The organism is Streptomyces sp. NPDC030245 (assembly GCF_055572995.1).
Genome location: NZ_JBVICF010000019.1, coordinates 116,588 through 133,900, shown reverse-complemented (window position 1 = coordinate 133,900; position 17,313 = coordinate 116,588). Strand labels below are relative to the sequence as shown.

At 71.7% G+C, this 17,313-nt stretch carries 17 protein-coding genes; 4 read left to right on the top strand and 13 right to left on the bottom strand.

What is annotated here, in order from left to right; genetic code table 11:
* The 5 genes from ACZ4Z4_RS37375 to ACZ4Z4_RS37355 all read right to left on the bottom strand — a co-directional run.
* Nucleotides 1-229, bottom strand: a 229-nt coding sequence (locus ACZ4Z4_RS37375) for a carboxyl transferase domain-containing protein (protein ID WP_468338014.1), incomplete at its 3' end; no start/stop codon positions are given.
* A 253-nt stretch (nucleotides 230-482) separates the two neighbouring features.
* Nucleotides 483-1,319 carry an ABC transporter permease gene (locus ACZ4Z4_RS37370; RefSeq protein ID WP_468338011.1) on the bottom strand — a complete coding sequence of 279 codons (837 nt, stop codon included), beginning with the start codon at nucleotides 1,317-1,319 and terminating at the stop codon, nucleotides 483-485.
* Nucleotides 1,320-1,353: 34 nt separating this feature from the next.
* Nucleotides 1,354-2,304: an ATP-binding cassette domain-containing protein gene (locus tag ACZ4Z4_RS37365; protein ID WP_468338008.1), complete on the bottom strand. Its 951-nt coding sequence runs from the start codon at nucleotides 2,302-2,304 to the stop codon at nucleotides 1,354-1,356.
* A 196-nt stretch (nucleotides 2,305-2,500) separates the two neighbouring features.
* Nucleotides 2,501-3,340 carry a DUF4097 family beta strand repeat-containing protein gene (locus ACZ4Z4_RS37360; protein ID WP_468338005.1) on the bottom strand — a complete coding sequence of 280 codons (840 nt, stop codon included), beginning with the start codon at nucleotides 3,338-3,340 and terminating at the stop codon, nucleotides 2,501-2,503.
* Between the two features lie 85 nt (nucleotides 3,341-3,425).
* Complete coding sequence (locus ACZ4Z4_RS37355) at nucleotides 3,426-3,974, bottom strand: hypothetical protein (RefSeq protein ID WP_468338002.1); 549 nt, start codon at nucleotides 3,972-3,974, stop codon at nucleotides 3,426-3,428.
* Between the two features lie 286 nt (nucleotides 3,975-4,260).
* Between ACZ4Z4_RS37355 and ACZ4Z4_RS37350 the strand changes: the two genes are divergently transcribed.
* On the top strand, nucleotides 4,261-4,884 hold the full coding sequence (locus ACZ4Z4_RS37350) for a YceI family protein (RefSeq protein ID WP_468338045.1): 624 nt from the start codon (nucleotides 4,261-4,263) through the stop codon (nucleotides 4,882-4,884).
* Between the two features lie 51 nt (nucleotides 4,885-4,935).
* Nucleotides 4,936-5,487: a hypothetical protein gene (locus ACZ4Z4_RS37345; RefSeq protein ID WP_468337999.1), complete on the top strand. Its 552-nt coding sequence runs from the start codon at nucleotides 4,936-4,938 to the stop codon at nucleotides 5,485-5,487.
* Between the two features lie 15 nt (nucleotides 5,488-5,502).
* Here the strand turns inward: ACZ4Z4_RS37345 and ACZ4Z4_RS37340 are convergent, their stop codons facing one another.
* The 6 genes from ACZ4Z4_RS37340 to ureA all read right to left on the bottom strand — a co-directional run bounded on the left by ACZ4Z4_RS37340 (nucleotide 5,503) and on the right by ureA (nucleotide 12,918).
* Nucleotides 5,503-6,870, bottom strand: coding sequence for a hypothetical protein (locus ACZ4Z4_RS37340; RefSeq protein WP_468337996.1), 1,368 nt, complete (start codon nucleotides 6,868-6,870; stop codon nucleotides 5,503-5,505).
* A 40-nt stretch (nucleotides 6,871-6,910) separates the two neighbouring features.
* A complete protein-coding gene (gene cimA, locus ACZ4Z4_RS37335; protein ID WP_468337993.1) occupies nucleotides 6,911-8,515 on the bottom strand; it encodes a citramalate synthase in 1,605 nt (534 codons plus the stop codon).
* Nucleotides 8,516-8,796: 281 nt separating this feature from the next.
* A complete protein-coding gene (locus tag ACZ4Z4_RS37330; protein WP_468337990.1) occupies nucleotides 8,797-9,432 on the bottom strand; it encodes a TetR/AcrR family transcriptional regulator in 636 nt (211 codons plus the stop codon).
* Between the two features lie 14 nt (nucleotides 9,433-9,446).
* The gene (locus tag ACZ4Z4_RS37325) at nucleotides 9,447-10,484 is read right to left on the bottom strand and encodes an agmatine deiminase family protein (RefSeq protein ID WP_468337988.1); all 1,038 of its coding nucleotides are present in this window, start codon (nucleotides 10,482-10,484) and stop codon (nucleotides 9,447-9,449) included.
* Nucleotides 10,485-10,495: 11 nt separating this feature from the next.
* Complete coding sequence (locus tag ACZ4Z4_RS37320; protein WP_468337985.1) at nucleotides 10,496-12,217, bottom strand: urease subunit alpha; 1,722 nt, start codon at nucleotides 12,215-12,217, stop codon at nucleotides 10,496-10,498.
* Complete coding sequence (gene ureA, locus ACZ4Z4_RS37315) at nucleotides 12,214-12,918, bottom strand: urease subunit gamma (RefSeq protein ID WP_468337982.1); 705 nt, start codon at nucleotides 12,916-12,918, stop codon at nucleotides 12,214-12,216. Before ureA ends, ACZ4Z4_RS37320 begins: the two co-directional genes overlap by 4 nt.
* Nucleotides 12,919-13,084: 166 nt before the next feature.
* Here ureA and ACZ4Z4_RS37310 point away from each other — a divergent pair, with 166 nt between their 5' ends.
* A complete protein-coding gene (locus ACZ4Z4_RS37310; RefSeq protein ID WP_468337979.1) occupies nucleotides 13,085-14,530 on the top strand; it encodes a cytosine permease in 1,446 nt (481 codons plus the stop codon).
* 5 nt (nucleotides 14,531-14,535) lie between these two features.
* Entirely contained in the window at nucleotides 14,536-14,724 is a 189-nt protein-coding gene (locus ACZ4Z4_RS37305; protein ID WP_468337976.1) for a hypothetical protein, read from the top strand.
* Between the two features lie 126 nt (nucleotides 14,725-14,850).
* Here ACZ4Z4_RS37305 and ACZ4Z4_RS37300 read toward each other — a convergent pair whose 3' ends face one another.
* On the bottom strand, nucleotides 14,851-15,942 hold the full coding sequence (locus ACZ4Z4_RS37300; protein WP_468337974.1) for a branched-chain amino acid aminotransferase: 1,092 nt from the start codon (nucleotides 15,940-15,942) through the stop codon (nucleotides 14,851-14,853).
* A gap of 257 nt (nucleotides 15,943-16,199) precedes the next feature.
* Nucleotides 16,200-17,249: a 3-isopropylmalate dehydrogenase gene (locus tag ACZ4Z4_RS37295; RefSeq protein WP_468337971.1), complete on the bottom strand. Its 1,050-nt coding sequence runs from the start codon at nucleotides 17,247-17,249 to the stop codon at nucleotides 16,200-16,202.
* Between the last annotated feature and the right edge of the window lie 64 nt (nucleotides 17,250-17,313).

The window sequence follows — 17,313 nt, the reverse complement described above, 5'->3', positions numbered from 1 at the left end:
AACCCGTGGCCCGGTGCCGGCGCAACTGCTCGACCTCAGTGAACGAATCCGGGTCCAGCAACAGCTCGATCCGCTCGCGGGCCGTCAGCTTGCCCTTGGCGTGCTGCGCCTCGGTCGCCTTCTCACTCGGCCCGCGCAGCGCCTCCGCACGGATCTCGTGCAGTTCGGCCACGCGGCCGTGCGAGTCGGTGGGCTCGCTCCCGGAGGCGGTCTCGTCCAAAACGGTCATGTAGCGACCTTACGGAGCGCCCCCCTGGAAACGGACCGTCGACTCTGTACAGTCTCCGGGCCGTTTTCCTGGCACCCCCGGACAGAAGCCCGCTGGGGCCACGAAGAAGTGACGGCTCAGCCCCTCTACCGTTGTAGGGATTCCACAAAAGGGGTGCGTCACAGCGCCTCTGCCAGTGCCCCGCCGGGGGCGGTACCGAATTGGCGGGGACCGACAACAAGCGACGATACGGGGGCCGCGGGGCCGGTGGGGGTCAGCGCGTCGCGTCGCGCTTGAACAGCGAGCGCGCCCAGACGAAGCCGAGCAGGGCGATGGCGATGCCCCAGCCCACCGCGAGCGGCCCGAACTTGCCGATCTCGCCGCCGGTCAGCAGCCCGCGCAGGGTCTCGGTGAAGGCGGTGTAGGGCTGCCACTCGGCGAAGTGGCGCAGCCAGTCCGGCATCGAGTCGAGCGGCACGAACACGCTGCTGAGGAAGGGCAGCAGGAACGAGAAGGGCAGGGCGACGCTGCTCGCCGCCTCCGGGGCCTTGACCAGCTGACCGAGCGCGACGGCGAGCCAGGTCAGCGCGGTGCTCATGAGGGTGAGGAGACCGGCAGCGGCGAGCCATTCGACGGGTTCGGCGCTGGAGCGGAAGCCCACGAGGAAGGCGACGCCGGTGACGAGGACCAGGGTGATCAGGGTCTGGATGACGGCGCCGACGGCACGGCCGGTGAGCACCGAGGAGCCGTTGATCGGCATGGTCCGGAAGCGGGCCACGATCCCCTCGGTCATGTCGGTGCAGACGCCGACCGTGGTGGGCAGGACACCCGAGCCGACGGCCATCAGCAGGATGCCGGGGACGAGGTAGTCGATGTAGTCGCCGGCCCCCGCGCCGCCCATGCCCGCCGACATCGTGCCGCCGAAGACGTAGTTGAAGAGCAGCAGCATGGCGATGGGCATGCTCACCAGGCTGATCGTCATGGCCGGGTAGCGGCGGGCGTGCAGGAGGTTGCGGCGCAGCATGGTCCGTGAGTTGCGCAGCGCGGAGGGGCGGGCGGGGACCGGGCGGGCGGCGCGCGTGACGGTCGGGGTGGTGGTGACGGTGCTCATCGGGTCGTCGCTCTCTCGTGGGCGGGGCGGGCGGTCACGGCTTGGCGGGGCTGCCGGTCATGGCGAAGAAGACGTCGTCCAGGTCGGGGGTGTCGATGGCGAGCGCCTCGACCTCGATCTCGGTGGCGTCGATCCGGTCGAGTACGGCCTTGACGGAGCGCAGGCTGCCGTCGCTGGGGACCTGGAGGGTCAGGGCGTCGTCGTCGCGGGTGCCGGTGCCGAGCAGCCGAGCGGCGGACTCGAGACCCCGGACGTCGGCGAAGCGCAGCTGGACGTGGCCGCCCGGGACGAGGCGCTTCAGCTCGGCGGGGGTGCCCTGGGCCACCAGCTTGCCGCCGCTCAACACCGCGATGGTGTCGGCGAGTTGGTCGGCCTCCTCCAGGTACTGCGTGGTGAGGAAGATGGTGACGCCGTCGGCGACGAGTTCGCGGACGATCTCCCACATGCCGTGCCGGCTGCGCGGGTCGAGTCCGGTGGTCGGCTCGTCCAGGAAGATCACGCGCGGGCCGCCGACCAGCGTCATCGCGATGTCGAGGCGGCGCCGCATGCCGCCCGAGTACGTCGACGCGGGCTTCCTCGCCGCCTCGATCAGGTCGAACCGCTCGATGAGGTCGGCGGCGAGGTGACGGCCCTCGCGGCGCCCGTAGCCGTACAGGTCGGCCATGAGCGTCAGGTTCTCCTCTCCGGTGAGGAGGTTGTCGACGGCGGAGAACTGGCCGGTGACACCGATCGCGGCACGCACCGCGTCGGGTTCGGCCGCCAGGTCGTGGCCCGCCACCGACGCCTTGCCGGCGTCGGCGGAGATGAGGGTGGAGAGGATCTGCACGGCGGTCGTCTTGCCCGCGCCGTTGGGGCCGAGCAGGGAGAAGATCGTGCCCTGCGGGATGTGCAGGTCGATGCCGTCGAGGACGGTCTTCTCGCCGTAGGACTTGCGGAGACCGGTGGCGGTGATCGCCGCGGGGCGCGACTGGTGGGGCGTAACCATGTCCGTTCCTTCTTCGAGGGAGGGCAGCTTCGGTTTGCGCGGGAGGGCAGCTTCAGTACCGGACACCAGTTCGATTCTGGTCCCGGACGGCTGCCGGGGCGGCAGCTGAGGTGAGGGGGATGGAGAAGTGAGGGGGCTGGAGAGGGGTGGAGCACCGCCCCCCTAAAGCGGGTGTCGCAGGTGCGAAATTGCGGGATCAGGCGCGGTGGATCACGATGTCGCCCATCGACGTGCGGGCCCGCACCTTCAGCGTGTCCGCGGGCTCGCCGGGCGCGTCCGACGCCTCCAGCGACTGGCGCACGTTGCCCGTCTTCGTCCGTACGTCGAGCCAGGCGGCCGTGCCCTCCGGGATGCCGATCTCGATCTTGCCCGCGGCGGTTTCGAGTACGGCCTCACCGCGCGCCAACTCGCCGACCCGGATGGGCCCGTTGGCCGTCTTGACGCTGACGTCGGCGGCGGCGCGGTCGACGGTGACGGAGCCGTTGGACGCCTTCACCGTGATGCCGCCCTCGATGTCGCCGAGGCTCGTGTTGCCGTTGGAGCTCTTGACCGACACCGACCCCTTGACCTCGCCGGCGCGGATCTCGCCGGAGCCGGTGCGGAGGTCGGCCGGGCCGTCCGCGCGGCCCACGGAGATGTCGCCGTAGCCGGTGTTCAGACGGAGACCGGCCGCCCGCTCCAGCTGCACGTCACCCGCGGACGTCTTGTACTCGCACTCGCCCAGGCCGCCTTCGGCGGTGAGGTGCGCCATGGCGGTGGTGGCGTGCACCTGGGAACCGGCGGGCAGTGCGATCTCCACGTCGATCGAGGGGCCCTTACCGAAGAGCGAGCGCTCCTTGGGGCCCTTGACCAGCAACTTTCCGTTGGAGAACTCGACGCGGGTGCGGTCGGCCGCCCTGACGTCGCCGTCCTGCGCCTCGCTGCTGGGGCGCACGTCGACGACGGTGTCCGCGCGGTCTCCCGCCACGATCTTCAGGTTTCCCACGTCGAAGGTGACGGTGGCGGTGATGGGCTTGGGGGTGTCGAAAGAAGGCATGGCTGTCCCGTCCTGCCGGCTCGGCGAGCCCGCATGGCTCGATCGGTGAAGGTGAACGTTCCGCACGTCCCGCGAGAGCGCCGGGCTAGCGCACCCAGCCGGTGAACCCGTTGCCCGAGCTCCGGGTCTCGCGGTTCGCCGTCATGCCCGGCCGGGCGTCGGGCCGGTCCAGTGCGGCGGAGACCGCGCGGACGAGCCACGCGTTGACCGAGAGGCCGTCGCGGTTGGCGGCCTCCTCGACGCGGGCCTTGACGTGCGCGGGCAGGCGGAGGTTGATCCGGGCGGTGCCGCCGTCGTCCGCGGCCTCGGGTGCGGCGGGGGCCGGGGGCGGCGCGGGCTGGGCGGCCATGAGGGCCGCGTACTCCGCCCGTGCGTCGAAGGCCTCCACCGCCGGCGGCGGTGTCACGACGAACTCGGGGTCGACTCCACGCAGCCGCACGTCGACCGAGCCCGGCGCGAGATCGACGGTGATCTCCTCCGCGGCGGCGGAGAGCGCGTTCAGCAGGGTGAGCCGGGCGGCCGATTCCAGCGGGGCGGTGAGGCGCTCGGCCAGGGCGCGGGCCTCGTCGCCGCCCGCTTCGGCGGCCACCGCGAGCTCGTGACGGAGCTGGTCGACGTACTGCGTGAGGTTCATGACGCCATCATGGCATCAGTTTGGCGCCACGGCAAGCCACTGCGACGCCATCCGTGCGATCCGAAGGCGCAGTGACACCTCTTTTCGCAGCTCAGCACGTATGGCGCACGACTTGGCGCAAGATGGCGCCATCGCGCGCGAACGTGGCGCCACCCCGCGCCACCCGGCCAAAACACGCCGACTTCGTCCGAGAGGTTGAATGTTGAACAGAATCGCGCTACCTTCATTCTCGTTGAACATTCAACAGAAGCTGCTGACGAAGCAGCTCGTCCCCAAGGAGCACGTCATGGGTCTCTTCGGCCGCAAGAACGAAACCGCCACCACCACCGCCCCCGCCGCTACCGCCCCCGCGCCGGTCAGCCCGGAGCTCGCCGCGCTCACCGGCGACTACACCATCGACCCGGCGCACACCACGATCGGCTTCGTCGCCCGCCACGCCATGGTCACCAACGTCAAGGGCTCCTTCCTCGACTTCGAGGGCACGCTGCACCTGGACGGCACGGACCCGTCCCGCTCGACGGCCTCCCTCGACGTCACGATGGACAGCATCGACACCGGCAACGCCGACCGTGACGGGCACCTGAAGAGCGCGGACTTCTTCAAGACCGAGGAATTCCCCCGGATGACCTTCCGCTCCACGAAGACGGAGGCGCTGGGCGGCGACGACTACCGCGTCACCGGCGACCTGACGATCCTGGGCACCACGAAGCCGCTCACCATCGACCTGGAGTTCAACGGCTCGGCCAAGGACCCCTTCGGCAACGAGCGCGTCGGCTTCGAGGGCAAGGCCGAGATCCTGCGCTCGGAGTGGGGCCTCACGTGGAACGCCGCGCTGGAGACCGGCGGCCTGCTCGTCTCCGACAAGATCAAGCTGAGCTTCGACATCTCGGCGATCAAGGCTGGTTCCTGAGACCTGCCGCATCCCTCCGACCGCGGCCGCCGCGCACGCTAACGTTTCGCCGTGTCGGAGTTCATACAGCAGCTGCCCGCTCTCCTCGGCGTGATCGTCGGTGCGCTCGGTTCGTACGTGGCGATCACGCGGGGCGACCGCATCCGGTTCCGGCGGGAGCAGGCGGCGCGCTGGGAGGAGCGGCGGCTCGCCGTCTACACCGAGTACGCCCGGGTCCTGCGGCAGACCGTCAGCCTCACCTACCGTGTCGCCGCCCACCTGGGCAACGACCCGCACCCCCACCCCCTCTCGCCCGAAGAGGCGGTCCCCCATTTCACCCGGGCCGCCGAGGCCCGCGACCCGGCCGGTGAGGCGCTGCTCATGCTCGGCGCGCCGGACGTGGTCGAGGAGGCGCGGGCCTGGGTGCTCCTGGTGATCCGGATGGAGCAGTTCCTGCGGGAGGACACCCATGACCCCGAGGCATGGGCGGAGTTGCTGGAGCGCCAGCGCGCCGCTCGCGAGGCGTTCTACGCGGCCGTACGACGGGACTTGGCGCTGCCGCCCGGACATCCGGGACGCTGGCCGGTGACGGTTCCGCCGACCGCCCCGCAGGCGACGGACTGAGTCACTTCCGGGTCCCTAGAACCCACCCCCACCTCCGAAGTCCCCGCCGCCTCCGAAGTCTCCGCCGCCTCCGAAGTCCCCTCCCCCGCCGAAGTCTCCGCCGCCCCCGAAGTCCCGGGGGTCGAAGTCCGCTCCCGAGAAGTCGCCGCCCTCGAAACCGCCGGGGTCGCCGTACCCGGGCCCGTAGTCCGCCGCGTACGCCGGACTCATCATCATGCCGCCGAGCATCGTGCCGACGAGGAGACCCGGCAGGATGCCCCCGCCGAAGTAGCCGCCGGCCCACGGCCCGTACGCCGGTCCGGCCTCCCAGTAGGGCCGCCGCTCCCCGGACTCCGTGGCCACCGTCCGCACCATCGGGTCCCGGCCGTCCGCCAGGCGCGCCGCGTCCGCCGCGCAGACCGGGACCGAGCGTTCGGCCCCGCCCGCGGGCGCCCATGCCGCGTCCTCGACCGAAGGCCCGTGCCGCGGGTCGAAGAAGCACGGGGCGCGCCGCTCCGGCAGCTCGCGCCCCTCCCGTCGCGCGGCGAGCAGGGCCAGGGAGAAGCGCCCGTCCTCCAGCGCCTGGGTGACGCCCCGCACGTCCTCGGGACGGGTGGCGGCCGCCATGGACGACTTCGCCTTCTCGTACGCGTCGAGCGCCCGCTCGTAGTCCGCGCGCATCGCGTCGTCCGCCCCCGGCTCAGCGGGATGGAAGTCGAGCCGGTCCAGCTCCTCGCCGAACGCGGTGATGTCCTCGTCGACGACGACGGACAGCTTGCGCAGCGACTCGCGCTGCGCCTCCTCGTGGCGCCGCTTCTTGCGCCGCACGATCGCGTACGCCCCGCCGGCGCCCGCCACGACGACCACGCCGACCCCGAGCAGGGCGCCCACCGAGATCTCGTGGTCCTGGCCACCGCCCCACGACTGCGGAGCCCGGCCGCCCGCCTGCGCGAGTGCCTGGTCGACGAAGTGGTCGAGCTGGGCCGGGGTGTCCTCGCCCCGGACGAGCGAGACGAGGTTGCCGACGGCGTTGCCGGTCAGCACGGACCGGTCGGCCTTCGCGTCGAACCCGTCGCCGAGCCGGACGGCGTACACCCCGGTCACCCCGGTCTCGGCGCGCAGCCGCTGGAAGAGGTTCTGCTGCGGGAAGTCGGCCGGCAGGACGGCGACGAACACCGGCTTGTCGGCCCTGACGATCCGCTGGGCGAGGGCGTCGGCCTGCTCCTGCGACAGCTGGTCCGACGCCGCGCGGTCGACGTACACCGGACTCTTCTCCCAGGCGTCGGCGACCACCGACACGCCGGAGGGGTCCGGGGCCACGGGCGCCGCGGTGAAGGACACGGCACCCAGGGCGAGCAGCAGCCCGGATAGTCCGACAGTGATCCGCTTCGTCCGATTCTTCATACTTCGAACGTAACCCAGTCGGTCCCGCTGCGTACCGGGGCTACTCCACCGGCTCGACCCCGGCCCGCAGCAGCCCGTAGGTGTACGCGTCCTCCAGCGCGCCCCACGACGCGGCGATGACGTTCTCCGCGACGCCGACGGTCGACCACTCGCCGACGCCGTCGGTGGTGGAGATCAGGACGCGCGTCGTGGAGGACGTGCCGTGCTTGCCCTCCAGGATGCGGACCTTGTAGTCGACGAGCTCCAACTTGGCGAGCTGGGGGTAGATCCGCTCCAGGCCGACCCGCAGCGCCCGGTCGAGGGCGTTGACCGGGCCGTTGCCCTCCGCGGTGGCGACGATGCGCTCGCCCTTGGCCCACAGCTTCACGGTCGCTTCGTTGGCGTGCGTGCCGTCGGGACGGTCCTCGACGATGGCCCGCCAGGACTCGACGCGGAAGTAGCGGCGGGCTCGGCCCTCGGCCTCCTCGCGGAGCAGCAGCTCGAAGGAGGCGTCGGCGGCCTCGTACGTGTAGCCCTGGAGCTCGCGCTCCTTGACGCGGTCGACGACGCGGCCGATCAGCGCGCGGTCGCCGCCGAGGTCGACGCCGAGCTCCTTGCCCTTGAGCTCGATGGAGGCGCGGCCCGCCATGTCGGAGACGAGCATACGGATGCGGTTGCCGACGAGGTCGGGGTCGATGTGCTGGTAGAGGTCCGGGTCGACCTTGATCGCGGAGGCGTGCAGTCCGGCCTTGTGGGCGAAGGCGGAGACGCCGACGTAGGGCTGGTGGGTCGACGGGGTCAGGTTCACGACCTCGGCGATGGCGTGCGAGACGCGGGTCATCTCGCGCAGCGAGCCCTCGGGCAGGACCTGCTTGCCGTACTTCAGCTCCAGGGCGGCGACGACGGGGAAGAGGTTGGCGTTGCCGACGCGCTCGCCGTAGCCGTTGGCGGTGCACTGGACGTGGGTGGCGCCGGCGTCGACGGCGGCGAGGGTGTTGGCGACGGCGCAGCCGGTGTCGTCCTGGGCGTGGATGCCGAGCCGGGCGCCGGTGTCGGCGACGACGGTGGAGACGACGGCCTGCACCTGGGCGGGCAGCATGCCGCCGTTGGTGTCGCACAGGATGACGACGTCGGCGCCGGCCTCGGCGGCGGTCCGCACGACCGCCTTGGCGTACTCGGGGTTGGCGCGGTAGCCGTCGAAGAAGTGCTCGCAGTCGACGAAGACGCGGCGGCCTTCGGCGACGAGGTGGGAGACGGTGTCGCGGACCATCTCCAGGTTCTCTTCGAGGGTGGTGCGCAGGGCCAGTTCGACGTGCCGGTCGTGGGCCTTGGCGACGAGGGTGATGACGGGGGCGCCGGCCGCGAGGAGGGCGTTGACCTGCGGGTCGTCGGCCGCTTTGGCGTTCGGGCGGCGGGTGGCGCCGAAGGCGACGAGCTGGGCGTGCCGGAAGGTGATCTCCCGCTGGGCCCGCGCGAAGAACTCGGTGTCGCGCGGGTTGGCGCCGGGCCAGCCGCCTTCGATGAAGCCGACGCCGAAGTCGTCCAGGTGCCGGGCGATGGTCAGCTTGTCCGCGACGGTGAGGTTGATGCCTTCGCGCTGCGCGCCGTCGCGCAGCGTCGTGTCGAAGACGTGGAAGGAATCGTCGGGTGCGCTGGTTTCCGTCATGCTGATCTGGCTCCTGTGTCGGATCTCGGTCTACCGGAATGACCGGCTCCACCACCCCCAATGATCCCGCGCGCTCCGTGTCCGGGTGCAGTTGGGCCGGGAAACGAAAAAACCCCTCGCGGGTGCGAGAGGTCTGCGCGCGGGTCGAGGCGACGGTGTCCGCCCGTACGTGATGGGTACGAGGCGGTCACTGCGGACCGGCGCGCCTGCTGCCAATAATCATGGCGAACGAGAGCACGGTGGCAGCCTGCCACAGCGTGCACACAGTGCGCTTCCCCGTCTCACGATGCGGGCGGCACATGGGACGCACCGCCCGCCGGTGCGAGCGTGCCGTCCAGGAACTCCCGCACGTGCGCGAGGACCTGGTCCCGCCCCGTCCCCCGCAGCCCGATCGCCACATGGATGGAGAACCCGTCGAGCAGCGCCCGCAGGCGGGACGCGAAGCGGTCGGGGTCGACCGGTCCGAACTCGCCGCGCGAGACGCCCTCGGCGAGCAGCGCCACCAGGTCGCGGTGCCAGGCGCCCTCGATGGCGGCCTGCCGGTCGCGGCCCTCCTCGTCGGCGTTGAGGGAGCGGTTCCAGACCTCCAGCCAGAGCGTCCAGTGGGGGTCGCCGACGGCGTCGGGGACGTACAGCTCGACGTACGCGTCGAGGCGCTCGCGGGCCGTGCCCCGGCGGGCGAGGAGGCGGCCGCGCTCGGCGCCGAGGCGGCCCTCGCTCCACTCCAGGGTGCGCAGCAGCAGCTCGTCCTTGGTGCGGAAGTAGTAGAGGAGGTGGCCGGAGCTCATGCCGACCTCGCGGCCGAGCGCGGCCATGGTCAGCTTCTCCAGGCCGCGCTCGGCGATCATCTCCATGGCGGCCGCCATGACGTCCTCGCGCGGTGGGGCGTTCTTCCGCGCGCGCGCCTGACCGGCCATCCCGTTCTCCTTGCTCACACCTTCGGCTGCTGCTGGGTGATGCAGTGGATGCCACCACCCCCGGCAAAGATCGTACGGGCGTCCACGAGCGTCACGGTCCGGTCCGGGAAGAGACCGCGGAAGATGCCCGCCGCCAGCTCGTCGTTGGGGTCGCCGAAGGCGCACAGGACGACGCCGCCGTTGCAGAGGTAGTGGTTGATGTAGGAGTAGTCGACCCAGCCCTCGTCGTCCTCGATGACGGTCGGGGCGGGCACCTCGACGATCCGCAGGGTGCGGCCGCGGGCGTCCGTCTGGCCCTGGAGGGTCGCGACGACCTCCTTGCTGACCTCGAAGTCCGGGTGGGCGGGGTCGCGCTGGGAGTGGACGAGGACGACGCCGGGCGCGGCGAAGGCGGCGACGATGTCGACGTGGCCGAGGGTGCCGTAGCCGTGCCCCGGATAGTCGGCGGTGAGGCCGCGCGGCAGCCAGATCGCCTTGGTGGTGCCGAGGTGGGCGTGGATCTCCGCCTCGACCTGCTCCCTGGTCCAGCCGGGGTTGCGCTCGGGGCCGAGCTGGACGGTCTCGGTGAGCAGGACGGTGCCGTCGCCGTCGACGTGGATGCCGCCGCCCTCGTTGACGAGCTTCGAGGTGTACGTGCGGGCCCCCGCGAGGTCGGCGACGTGCGCCCCGATCTTGGAGTCGTGGTCCCAGCGGGCCCACTCCTGGGCGCCCCAGCCGTTGAACGTCCAGTCGACGGCGGCCAGCTGCCCCTTCCCGTCGGTCAGGAAGGTGGGCCCGATGTCCCGCATCCAGGCGTCGTCGAGCTCGCGCTCGGTGACGTCGATGTCCGGGCCGAGGAGCTCCTTCGCGTACGTGGCCTGACCGGGCCCGCAGACCACGGTGACCGGCTCGAAGCGGCGTACGGCGCGGGCGACGTTGGCCCAGGCGAGGCGGGAGTCGTCGAGGCCCTCGGGGTCGTCGAAGGTGGGGTTGGGGCACGGCCACGCCATCCAGGTGCGTTCGTGCGGGGCCCACTCGGCGGGCATGCGGAAGCCGTCGGCGGCAGCAGACATGACGTAAACCCTTAAAGGAAGTAGAGGCGGTTGAGGGAGACGGAGTCGGCGGGCTCGGAGCGGAGCGGGTCGCCGTCGAGGGTGACGAGGCCGGAGCGCTGGTCCACGTCGACGGCGCCGGTGCGGGAGTTCAGGCGCAGGTCGGCGGGGCCGATGCCGCGCGTGCCGCGCACCGCGACCCGGCGGCGGCGCGTGGGCATCAGGTCGTTGCCCTGGTCGACGGCGGCCTGCGCGACGAACGCGACGGAGATGTCGGCGGGCGTCGCGCCGTACGCCCCGAACTGCGGTCCGAGGACGAGGGGTTCGCAGGTGTCGGTCGCGGCGTTCGGGTCGCCCACGACGCCGTACGCGGGGAAGCCGGACTTGAGGACGAGCTGCGGCTTGGCGCCGAAGTACTCGGGGCGCCACAGGACGATGTCGGCGAGCTTGCCGACCTCGATGGAGCCGACCTCGTGGGCGAGGCCGTGGGCGAGGGCGGGGTTGATGGTCAGCTTGGCCATGTAGCGCAGGACGCGCGCGTTGTCGTCGTGCGGGCCGTCGCCCTCCATGGGGCCGAGCTCGGCCTTCATCTTCCCGGCCATCGCGAAGGTGCGGCGGACGGTCTCGCCGGCCCGGCCCATGCCCTGCGCGTCCGACGAGGTGATGCCGATGGCCCCCAGGTCGTGCAGGACGTCCTCGGCGCCCATCGTCCCGGCACGGATGCGGTCGCGGGCCATGGCGGCGTCGCCGGGCAGGTCGGTCTTGAGGTCGTGGACGGAGACGATCATGCCGTAGTGCTCGGCGACGGCGTCCCGGCCGAAGGGCAGGGTGGGGTTGGTGGAGGAGCCGATGACGTTCGGCACGCCCGCCATCTTCAGGACGTTCGGCACGTGGCCGCCGCCGCACCCCTCGATGTGGAAGGCGTGGATGGTGCGCCCTTCGAGGACCTTCAGGGTGTCCTCCACCGACAGGCACTCGTTCAGGCCGTCGCTGTGCAGGGCGACCTGCACGTCGTGCTCCTCGGCGACGCGCAGCGCGGTGTCCAGGGCGCGGGTGTGCGCGCCCATGTCCTCGTGCACCTTGAAGCCGGACGCGCCGCCCTCGGCGAGCGCCTCGATCAGCGGGGCGTCGTGCGAGGACGAGCCGCGCCCGAGGAAGCCGATGTTGACGGGCCAGGCGTCGAAGGCGTTGAAGGCGTGGCGCAGCGCCCAGGGCGAGTTGACGCCGACGCCCCAGACGGGCCCGAACTCCTGACCGATGATCGTGGTGACGCCGGAGGCGAGGGAGGCCTCCATGATGCGCGGCGAGAGCAGGTGCACGTGGGTGTCCACAGACCCGGCGGTGGCGATGAGCCCCTCCCCCGACACGATGGACGTGCCGGTGCCGACCACGACGTCGACGCCGTCGAGGGTGTCGGGGTTGCCCGCGCGCCCGATGGCGTGGATGCGGCCTTCCCTGATGCCGATGGACACCTTGCGGATGCCCTGCACGGCGTCGATGACGACCACGTTGCTGATGACGACGTCGCAGGTCTCGCGGACGGCGGCGGCCTTCAGGTGGATCCCGTCGCGGGCCGTCTTGCCGAATCCGGCGAGGAACTCGTCGCCGTACTTCTGGGCGTCGGACTCCACGCGGATCGTCAGGCCGGAGTCGCCGAGCCGGACGTGGTCGCCGGCGCGGGGGCCGTGCGTGGCGGCGTACTCGTACGGGGTGAGGCGGCGCGGTTCGGCGGGGTGGCTCTCGGGGCGGCTCATCGCTTCGCCTCCTGCTCTGTCGTTTCCGGTACGCCGAGGTAGCCGCAGGCGGCGGCGCGGCGCAGCGCCTCCTCGCGGACGCCCGGCGCGTCCAGCGGGCCGTCCACCAGGCCCGCGAAGCCGATGGCGATCCGCTCGCCGCCGAGGGGCAGCAGCCCGACGGCGACGCTCTCGCCGGGTCCGAAGCGGACGGAGGACCCGGCGGGCACGGCGAGCCGCATGCCGTACGCGGCGGCGCGGTCGAAGTCGAGCCGGGGGTTGGCCTCGAAGAAGTGGAAGTGCGAGGTCACGGAGACGGGCACGGTGGCGGTGTTGCGCACGGTCAGCTCCACGGCCGGGGCGGGGTCCTCGTGCAGCGGCCCGGGAAGGAGCGCGCCCGGCGCCTCGGCGCCGAGCCCCTCGCCGATCGGGTCGGAGACGACCGCGAGCCGGGACCCGTCGTCGAAGACGGCCTCCACGTGCACCTCGGTCACCACGTCCGCGACGCCGGGCAGCACGTCGTCCGGGCCGAGCACCGAGCGGGCCCGCTCGACGGCCTCGGCGAGCCGGGCGCCGTCGCGGGCGGCCTCGCAGACCGTGTCGGCGATCAGCGCGGTCGCCTCCGGGACGTTGAGTCTGAGGCCGCGCGCCTTGCGGGACCTGGCGAGCTCGGCGGCCCCGAAGAGCAGCAGCCGGTCGCGTTCGGTGGGCGTGAGTCGCACGCGCCGTACCTCCCTGTTCCACGTTTAGAGTGCCACTCTAACTACGAAATCCGCACACGGGAAGCGGTGCCCAGGGCATTGACGCGGGGGCGTCGGACAGGTCACATTGAGCGCTGCTCAAAAATGGGGCAACCATTGCGGACCAGCGAGCGTCAGGGGCACCCTCATGCCGATAGAACAGCGCGGAGTCGACACCATCCCGGACGGGGAGCGCACCAGCGGCCCCCGCGATCTCGTGTCGATCCTCATCGGCTCCAACCTCTGCCTGGGGGTGGTCGTCTTCGGCTGGCTGCCGGTCTCGTTCGGCCTCGGCTGGTGGCAGTCGGTCAGCGCGGTGGTGGCGGGCACGGTGATCGGGACGGCTCTGACCGCGCCGCTCGCCCTCGTCTCGCTGCGCACCGGCACGAACCTCTCCACGTCGTCCGGTGCCCAGTTCGGGGTGCGCGGCCGCCTCGTCGGCTCGGTCGTCGGCCTCCTGCTCTCCCTCGGCTACACCGCGCTGACCATCTGGATCGGCGGCGACGTGATGGTGGGCACCCTGCACCGCCTGCTCGGCCTGCCGGCCGGCGGCTTCTCGTACGCCGTCGTCTACGCCCTGCTCGCCGCCGCCACCGTCATCGGCGCCGTCTTCGGCTACCGCGTGCTGCTGCGGCTCTCCCGCGTCCTCGCCTTCGGCATGACGGCGCTGCTGATCCTCGGCGTCGTCGCGTACGCCCCCGACTTCACGACGTCGGCGCTGCCGGGCGCGGGCGGCTACCTCCTCGGCTCGTTCTGGCCGACGTGGCTGCTCGCCCTGGTCGCCGCCGGCCTCTCCGGCCCGATCGCCTTCATCACGCTCCTCGGCGACTACACCCGCTATGTCTCCCCGGCCCGGCACAGCTCCCGCGCGGTCCTCGGCGCGGCCTGGCTCGGCCTGCTCGCCGGGCTCCTGATCCCGCAGCTCTTCGGCACGTTCACGGCGTACGCGGCGCGCGCCGCCCTCGACTACGCGGGTGGGCTCGTCGACGCGTCACCCACCTGGTACCTGGTGCCGCTGCTGCTCGCCGCCTCCGCGGGCTCGGTCGGCAACGCGGGCCTGATGCTCTACTCGATGGGCCTCGACCTGGACGCGATCCTGCCCCGTGCCTCGCGCGCCCGTGCCACGTACACGGTCGCCGTCGTCGCCACGGCCTGCGTCTTCGTCGGCCACTTCGCGTGGGAGGCTCAGGACGCGATGACGTCCTTCGTGCTCCTCCTGACGGCCATCGGCACCCCGTGGGCGGTGATCACCCTGATCGGCTTCGCGCGCTGCCGCGGGGAGTACGACGCGGAGGCCCTCCAGGTCTTCAACCGCCGCTCCAGGGGCGGCGTCTACTGGTACCGGGCCGGCTGGAACGTGCAGGCCACGATGGCCTGGGCACTGGGCGCGACGGTCGGCGTGCTCGCCGTCTCACTGCCGTCGTACGAGGGCCCGCTGCTCTCCCTGACGGGCGGGGTCGACTTCAGCTTCCTGCTGTCGGGCGTGGTGGGCGGGGCGGCGTATCTGACGCTGTCGGCACGGGCGGGCCGGGCGGCCGCGCCCGCCGCCCCCGAGGCCACCCCGGCCGCCGCTTCCGCCGATCACGTAGCCTGACGGCCATGGAAGAACTGATAGGACTCGGCGTCCGCGCGGCCAAGGGCGCCGGAGCGGCGGTCTTGGGCGTCGTCGACGCCCTCACCGCCGGCCCGCTCACCCCGGTGGGCTCGAACACGCCGAAGCCGGACGCCGAGAACGCCGAGAACGCCGAGACCGCCGAGAACAAGGACGAGCCCGAGCAGGCCTCCTGAGCTCCTGGCGGGCAGCACGCCGGGGTCCCCAGGGGCGCGGGGAACTGCGCGCCCAGCCGACAACGGCCCGCAGCCGGGAGCAGACACAAGCCCCCGGAGCGGGCCGCCGGCACAACGCTCAAGCCCTCAGCCGAGCCCGTGCATCCAGCCGTGCTGGTCAGCAACGGTCCCGCGCTGCACATCCAGCAGCGCCTCACGCAGCTTCATCGTGACCTCGCCCGGCTCGCCGCCGCTCTGCTGCCACTCGCCCGAGTTGCACTTCACCGTGCCGACGGGCGTGATGACGGCCGCCGTGCCGCAGGCGAAGACCTCGGTGAGCGTGCCGTTCTCCGTGTCGGTCTTCCACTGGTCGATGGAGACGCGGCCCTCCTCCGAGGTGTAGCCGAGGTCGCGGGCGACCGAGAGGAGCGAGTCGCGGGTGATGCCGGCGAGGAGGGACCCCGTCAGGGCGGGGGTGACGATCTTGTCGCCGTACACGAAGTACAGGTTCATGCCGCCCAGTTCCTCGACCCACTTGTGCTCGACGGCGTCGAGGTAGGCCACCTGGTCGCAGCCCTTGGCCGCGGCCTCGGCCTGCGCGAGCAGCGACGCGGCGTAGTTGCCGCCGGTCTTGGCGTCGCCCATGCCGCCGGGGACGGCGCGCACGCGGTCCTCGGAGAGCCAGATCGAGACGGGCTGCACGCCGCCGGGGAAGTAGGCGCCGGCGGGCGAGGCGATGACGACGAAGAGGTATTCGTTGGCGGGCTTCACGCCCAGGCCGACCTCGGTGGCGATCATGAAGGGGCGCAGGTAGAGGGACTCCTCGCCGCCGTGCGCCGGAACCCACGCCTTGTCCTGGCGCACCAGCACGTCGCACGCCTCGATGAACGTCTCGACCGGCAGCTCCGGCATCGCGAGGCGGCGCGCGGAGGCCTGGAAGCGGCGGGCGTTGGCGTCGGGGCGGAACGTGGCCACCGACCCGTCGGGCTGCCGGTAGGCCTTCAGGCCCTCGAAGATCTCCTGGGCGTAGTGCAGGACGTTCGTCGCCGGGTCGAGGGCGAGCGGGCCGTACGGCACGAGCTGACCGTCGTGCCAGCCGCGCCCTTCCGTCCACTTGATCGTCACCATGTGGTCGGTGAAGTGGCGGCCGAACCCGGGGTTGGCCAGGATCGCCTCGCGCTCCGCGGAGGCCAGCGGCGTCGAGGAGGGCTTGAGCTCGATGGTCGGCGTCGTCGTCATGACTGCTTCGTCCTTCACGTGTGATGGTGACGGACCGCGCTCACATCCGGACGCCCAGTACTAGGACGTCCGAGTTTCCCTGCTGCTTCCACGGCCCCACGTTCGATTATCGCTCGCGGGGTCCCGAGACAGAAACGGCATGATTGCGGCCCGGGGGTCGATGGTGACACCCGGGGGCCGCATACGAGAAGCCGCCGGGTGCCTTGAGGACCCGGCGGCTACTGCGTGATCTTGCGTGCGATCTACGAGCTGCCGGGTCAGCCCGCTACTCGTACGGCGAGCGCGTCGCCGATCTGCTCGGTGGTGCGGACGGTGTCCCCGCGCTCCGCGAGGTCGGCGGAGACGGCGGCCTCGATGCGGGCGGCCTCGGCCTCGTACCCGAGGTGGCGCAGGAGCAGCGCGACGGAGAGGACCGTGGCCGTCGGGTCGGCCTTGCCCTGGCCCGCGATGTCCGGCGCCGAGCCGTGCACCGGCTCGAACATGGACGGGAACTCGCGGCTCGGGTTGATGTTGCCGGAGGCGGCGACGCCGATGCCGCCGGAGACCGCCGCGGCGAGGTCGGTGATGATGTCGCCGAAGAGGTTGTCGGTGACGATCACGTCGAAGCGGCCGGGGTCGGTGACGAGGTAGATCGTCGCGGCGTCGACGTGGATGTAGTCGGTGGTGACCTCGGGGAACTCCTTGGCCACCTGGTTGAAGACGTTGGTCCAGAGGTGCCCGGCGTACGCGAGGACGTTGTTCTTGTGGACCAGCGTCAGCTTCTTGCGCGGGCGGGCCTGCGCGCGGGCGAAGGCGTCGCGGACCACGCGCTCGACACCGAAGGCCGTGTTGACGGAGACCTCGGTGGCGACCTCGTGCGGGGTGCCGGTGCGGATCGAGCCGCCGTTGCCCGTGTAGGGGCCCTCGGTGCCCTCGCGGACGACGATGAAGTCGATCTCGGGCTGGCCGGCGAGCGGGGTGGCGACGCCGGGCAGCAGCTTCGAGGGCCGCAGGTTGACGTGGTGGTCGAAGAGGAACCGGAGCTTCAGCAGGAAGCCGCGCTCCAGGACGCCGGACGGGACCGAGGGGTCGCCGATCGCGCCGAGGAGGATCGCGTCGTGCTGCTTGAGGGCTTCCACGTCGGCGTCGGTGAGGGTCTCACCGGTGGCGTGGTACCGCCTCGCGCCGAAGTCGAATTCCACCGTCTCGAGCTTCACATCCTGCGGAAGCACGGCGTTGAGGACCTTGAGCCCCTGGGCCACGACCTCTTGGCCGATGCCGTCTCCGGGGATGACTGCGAGATTGATGCTGCGAGAACTGGCCGACATACGAGCACCGTACTCTTCGTCCCAGGGGATGACATGGGGTGTCCGGCATGCGGACAGCCGCTTC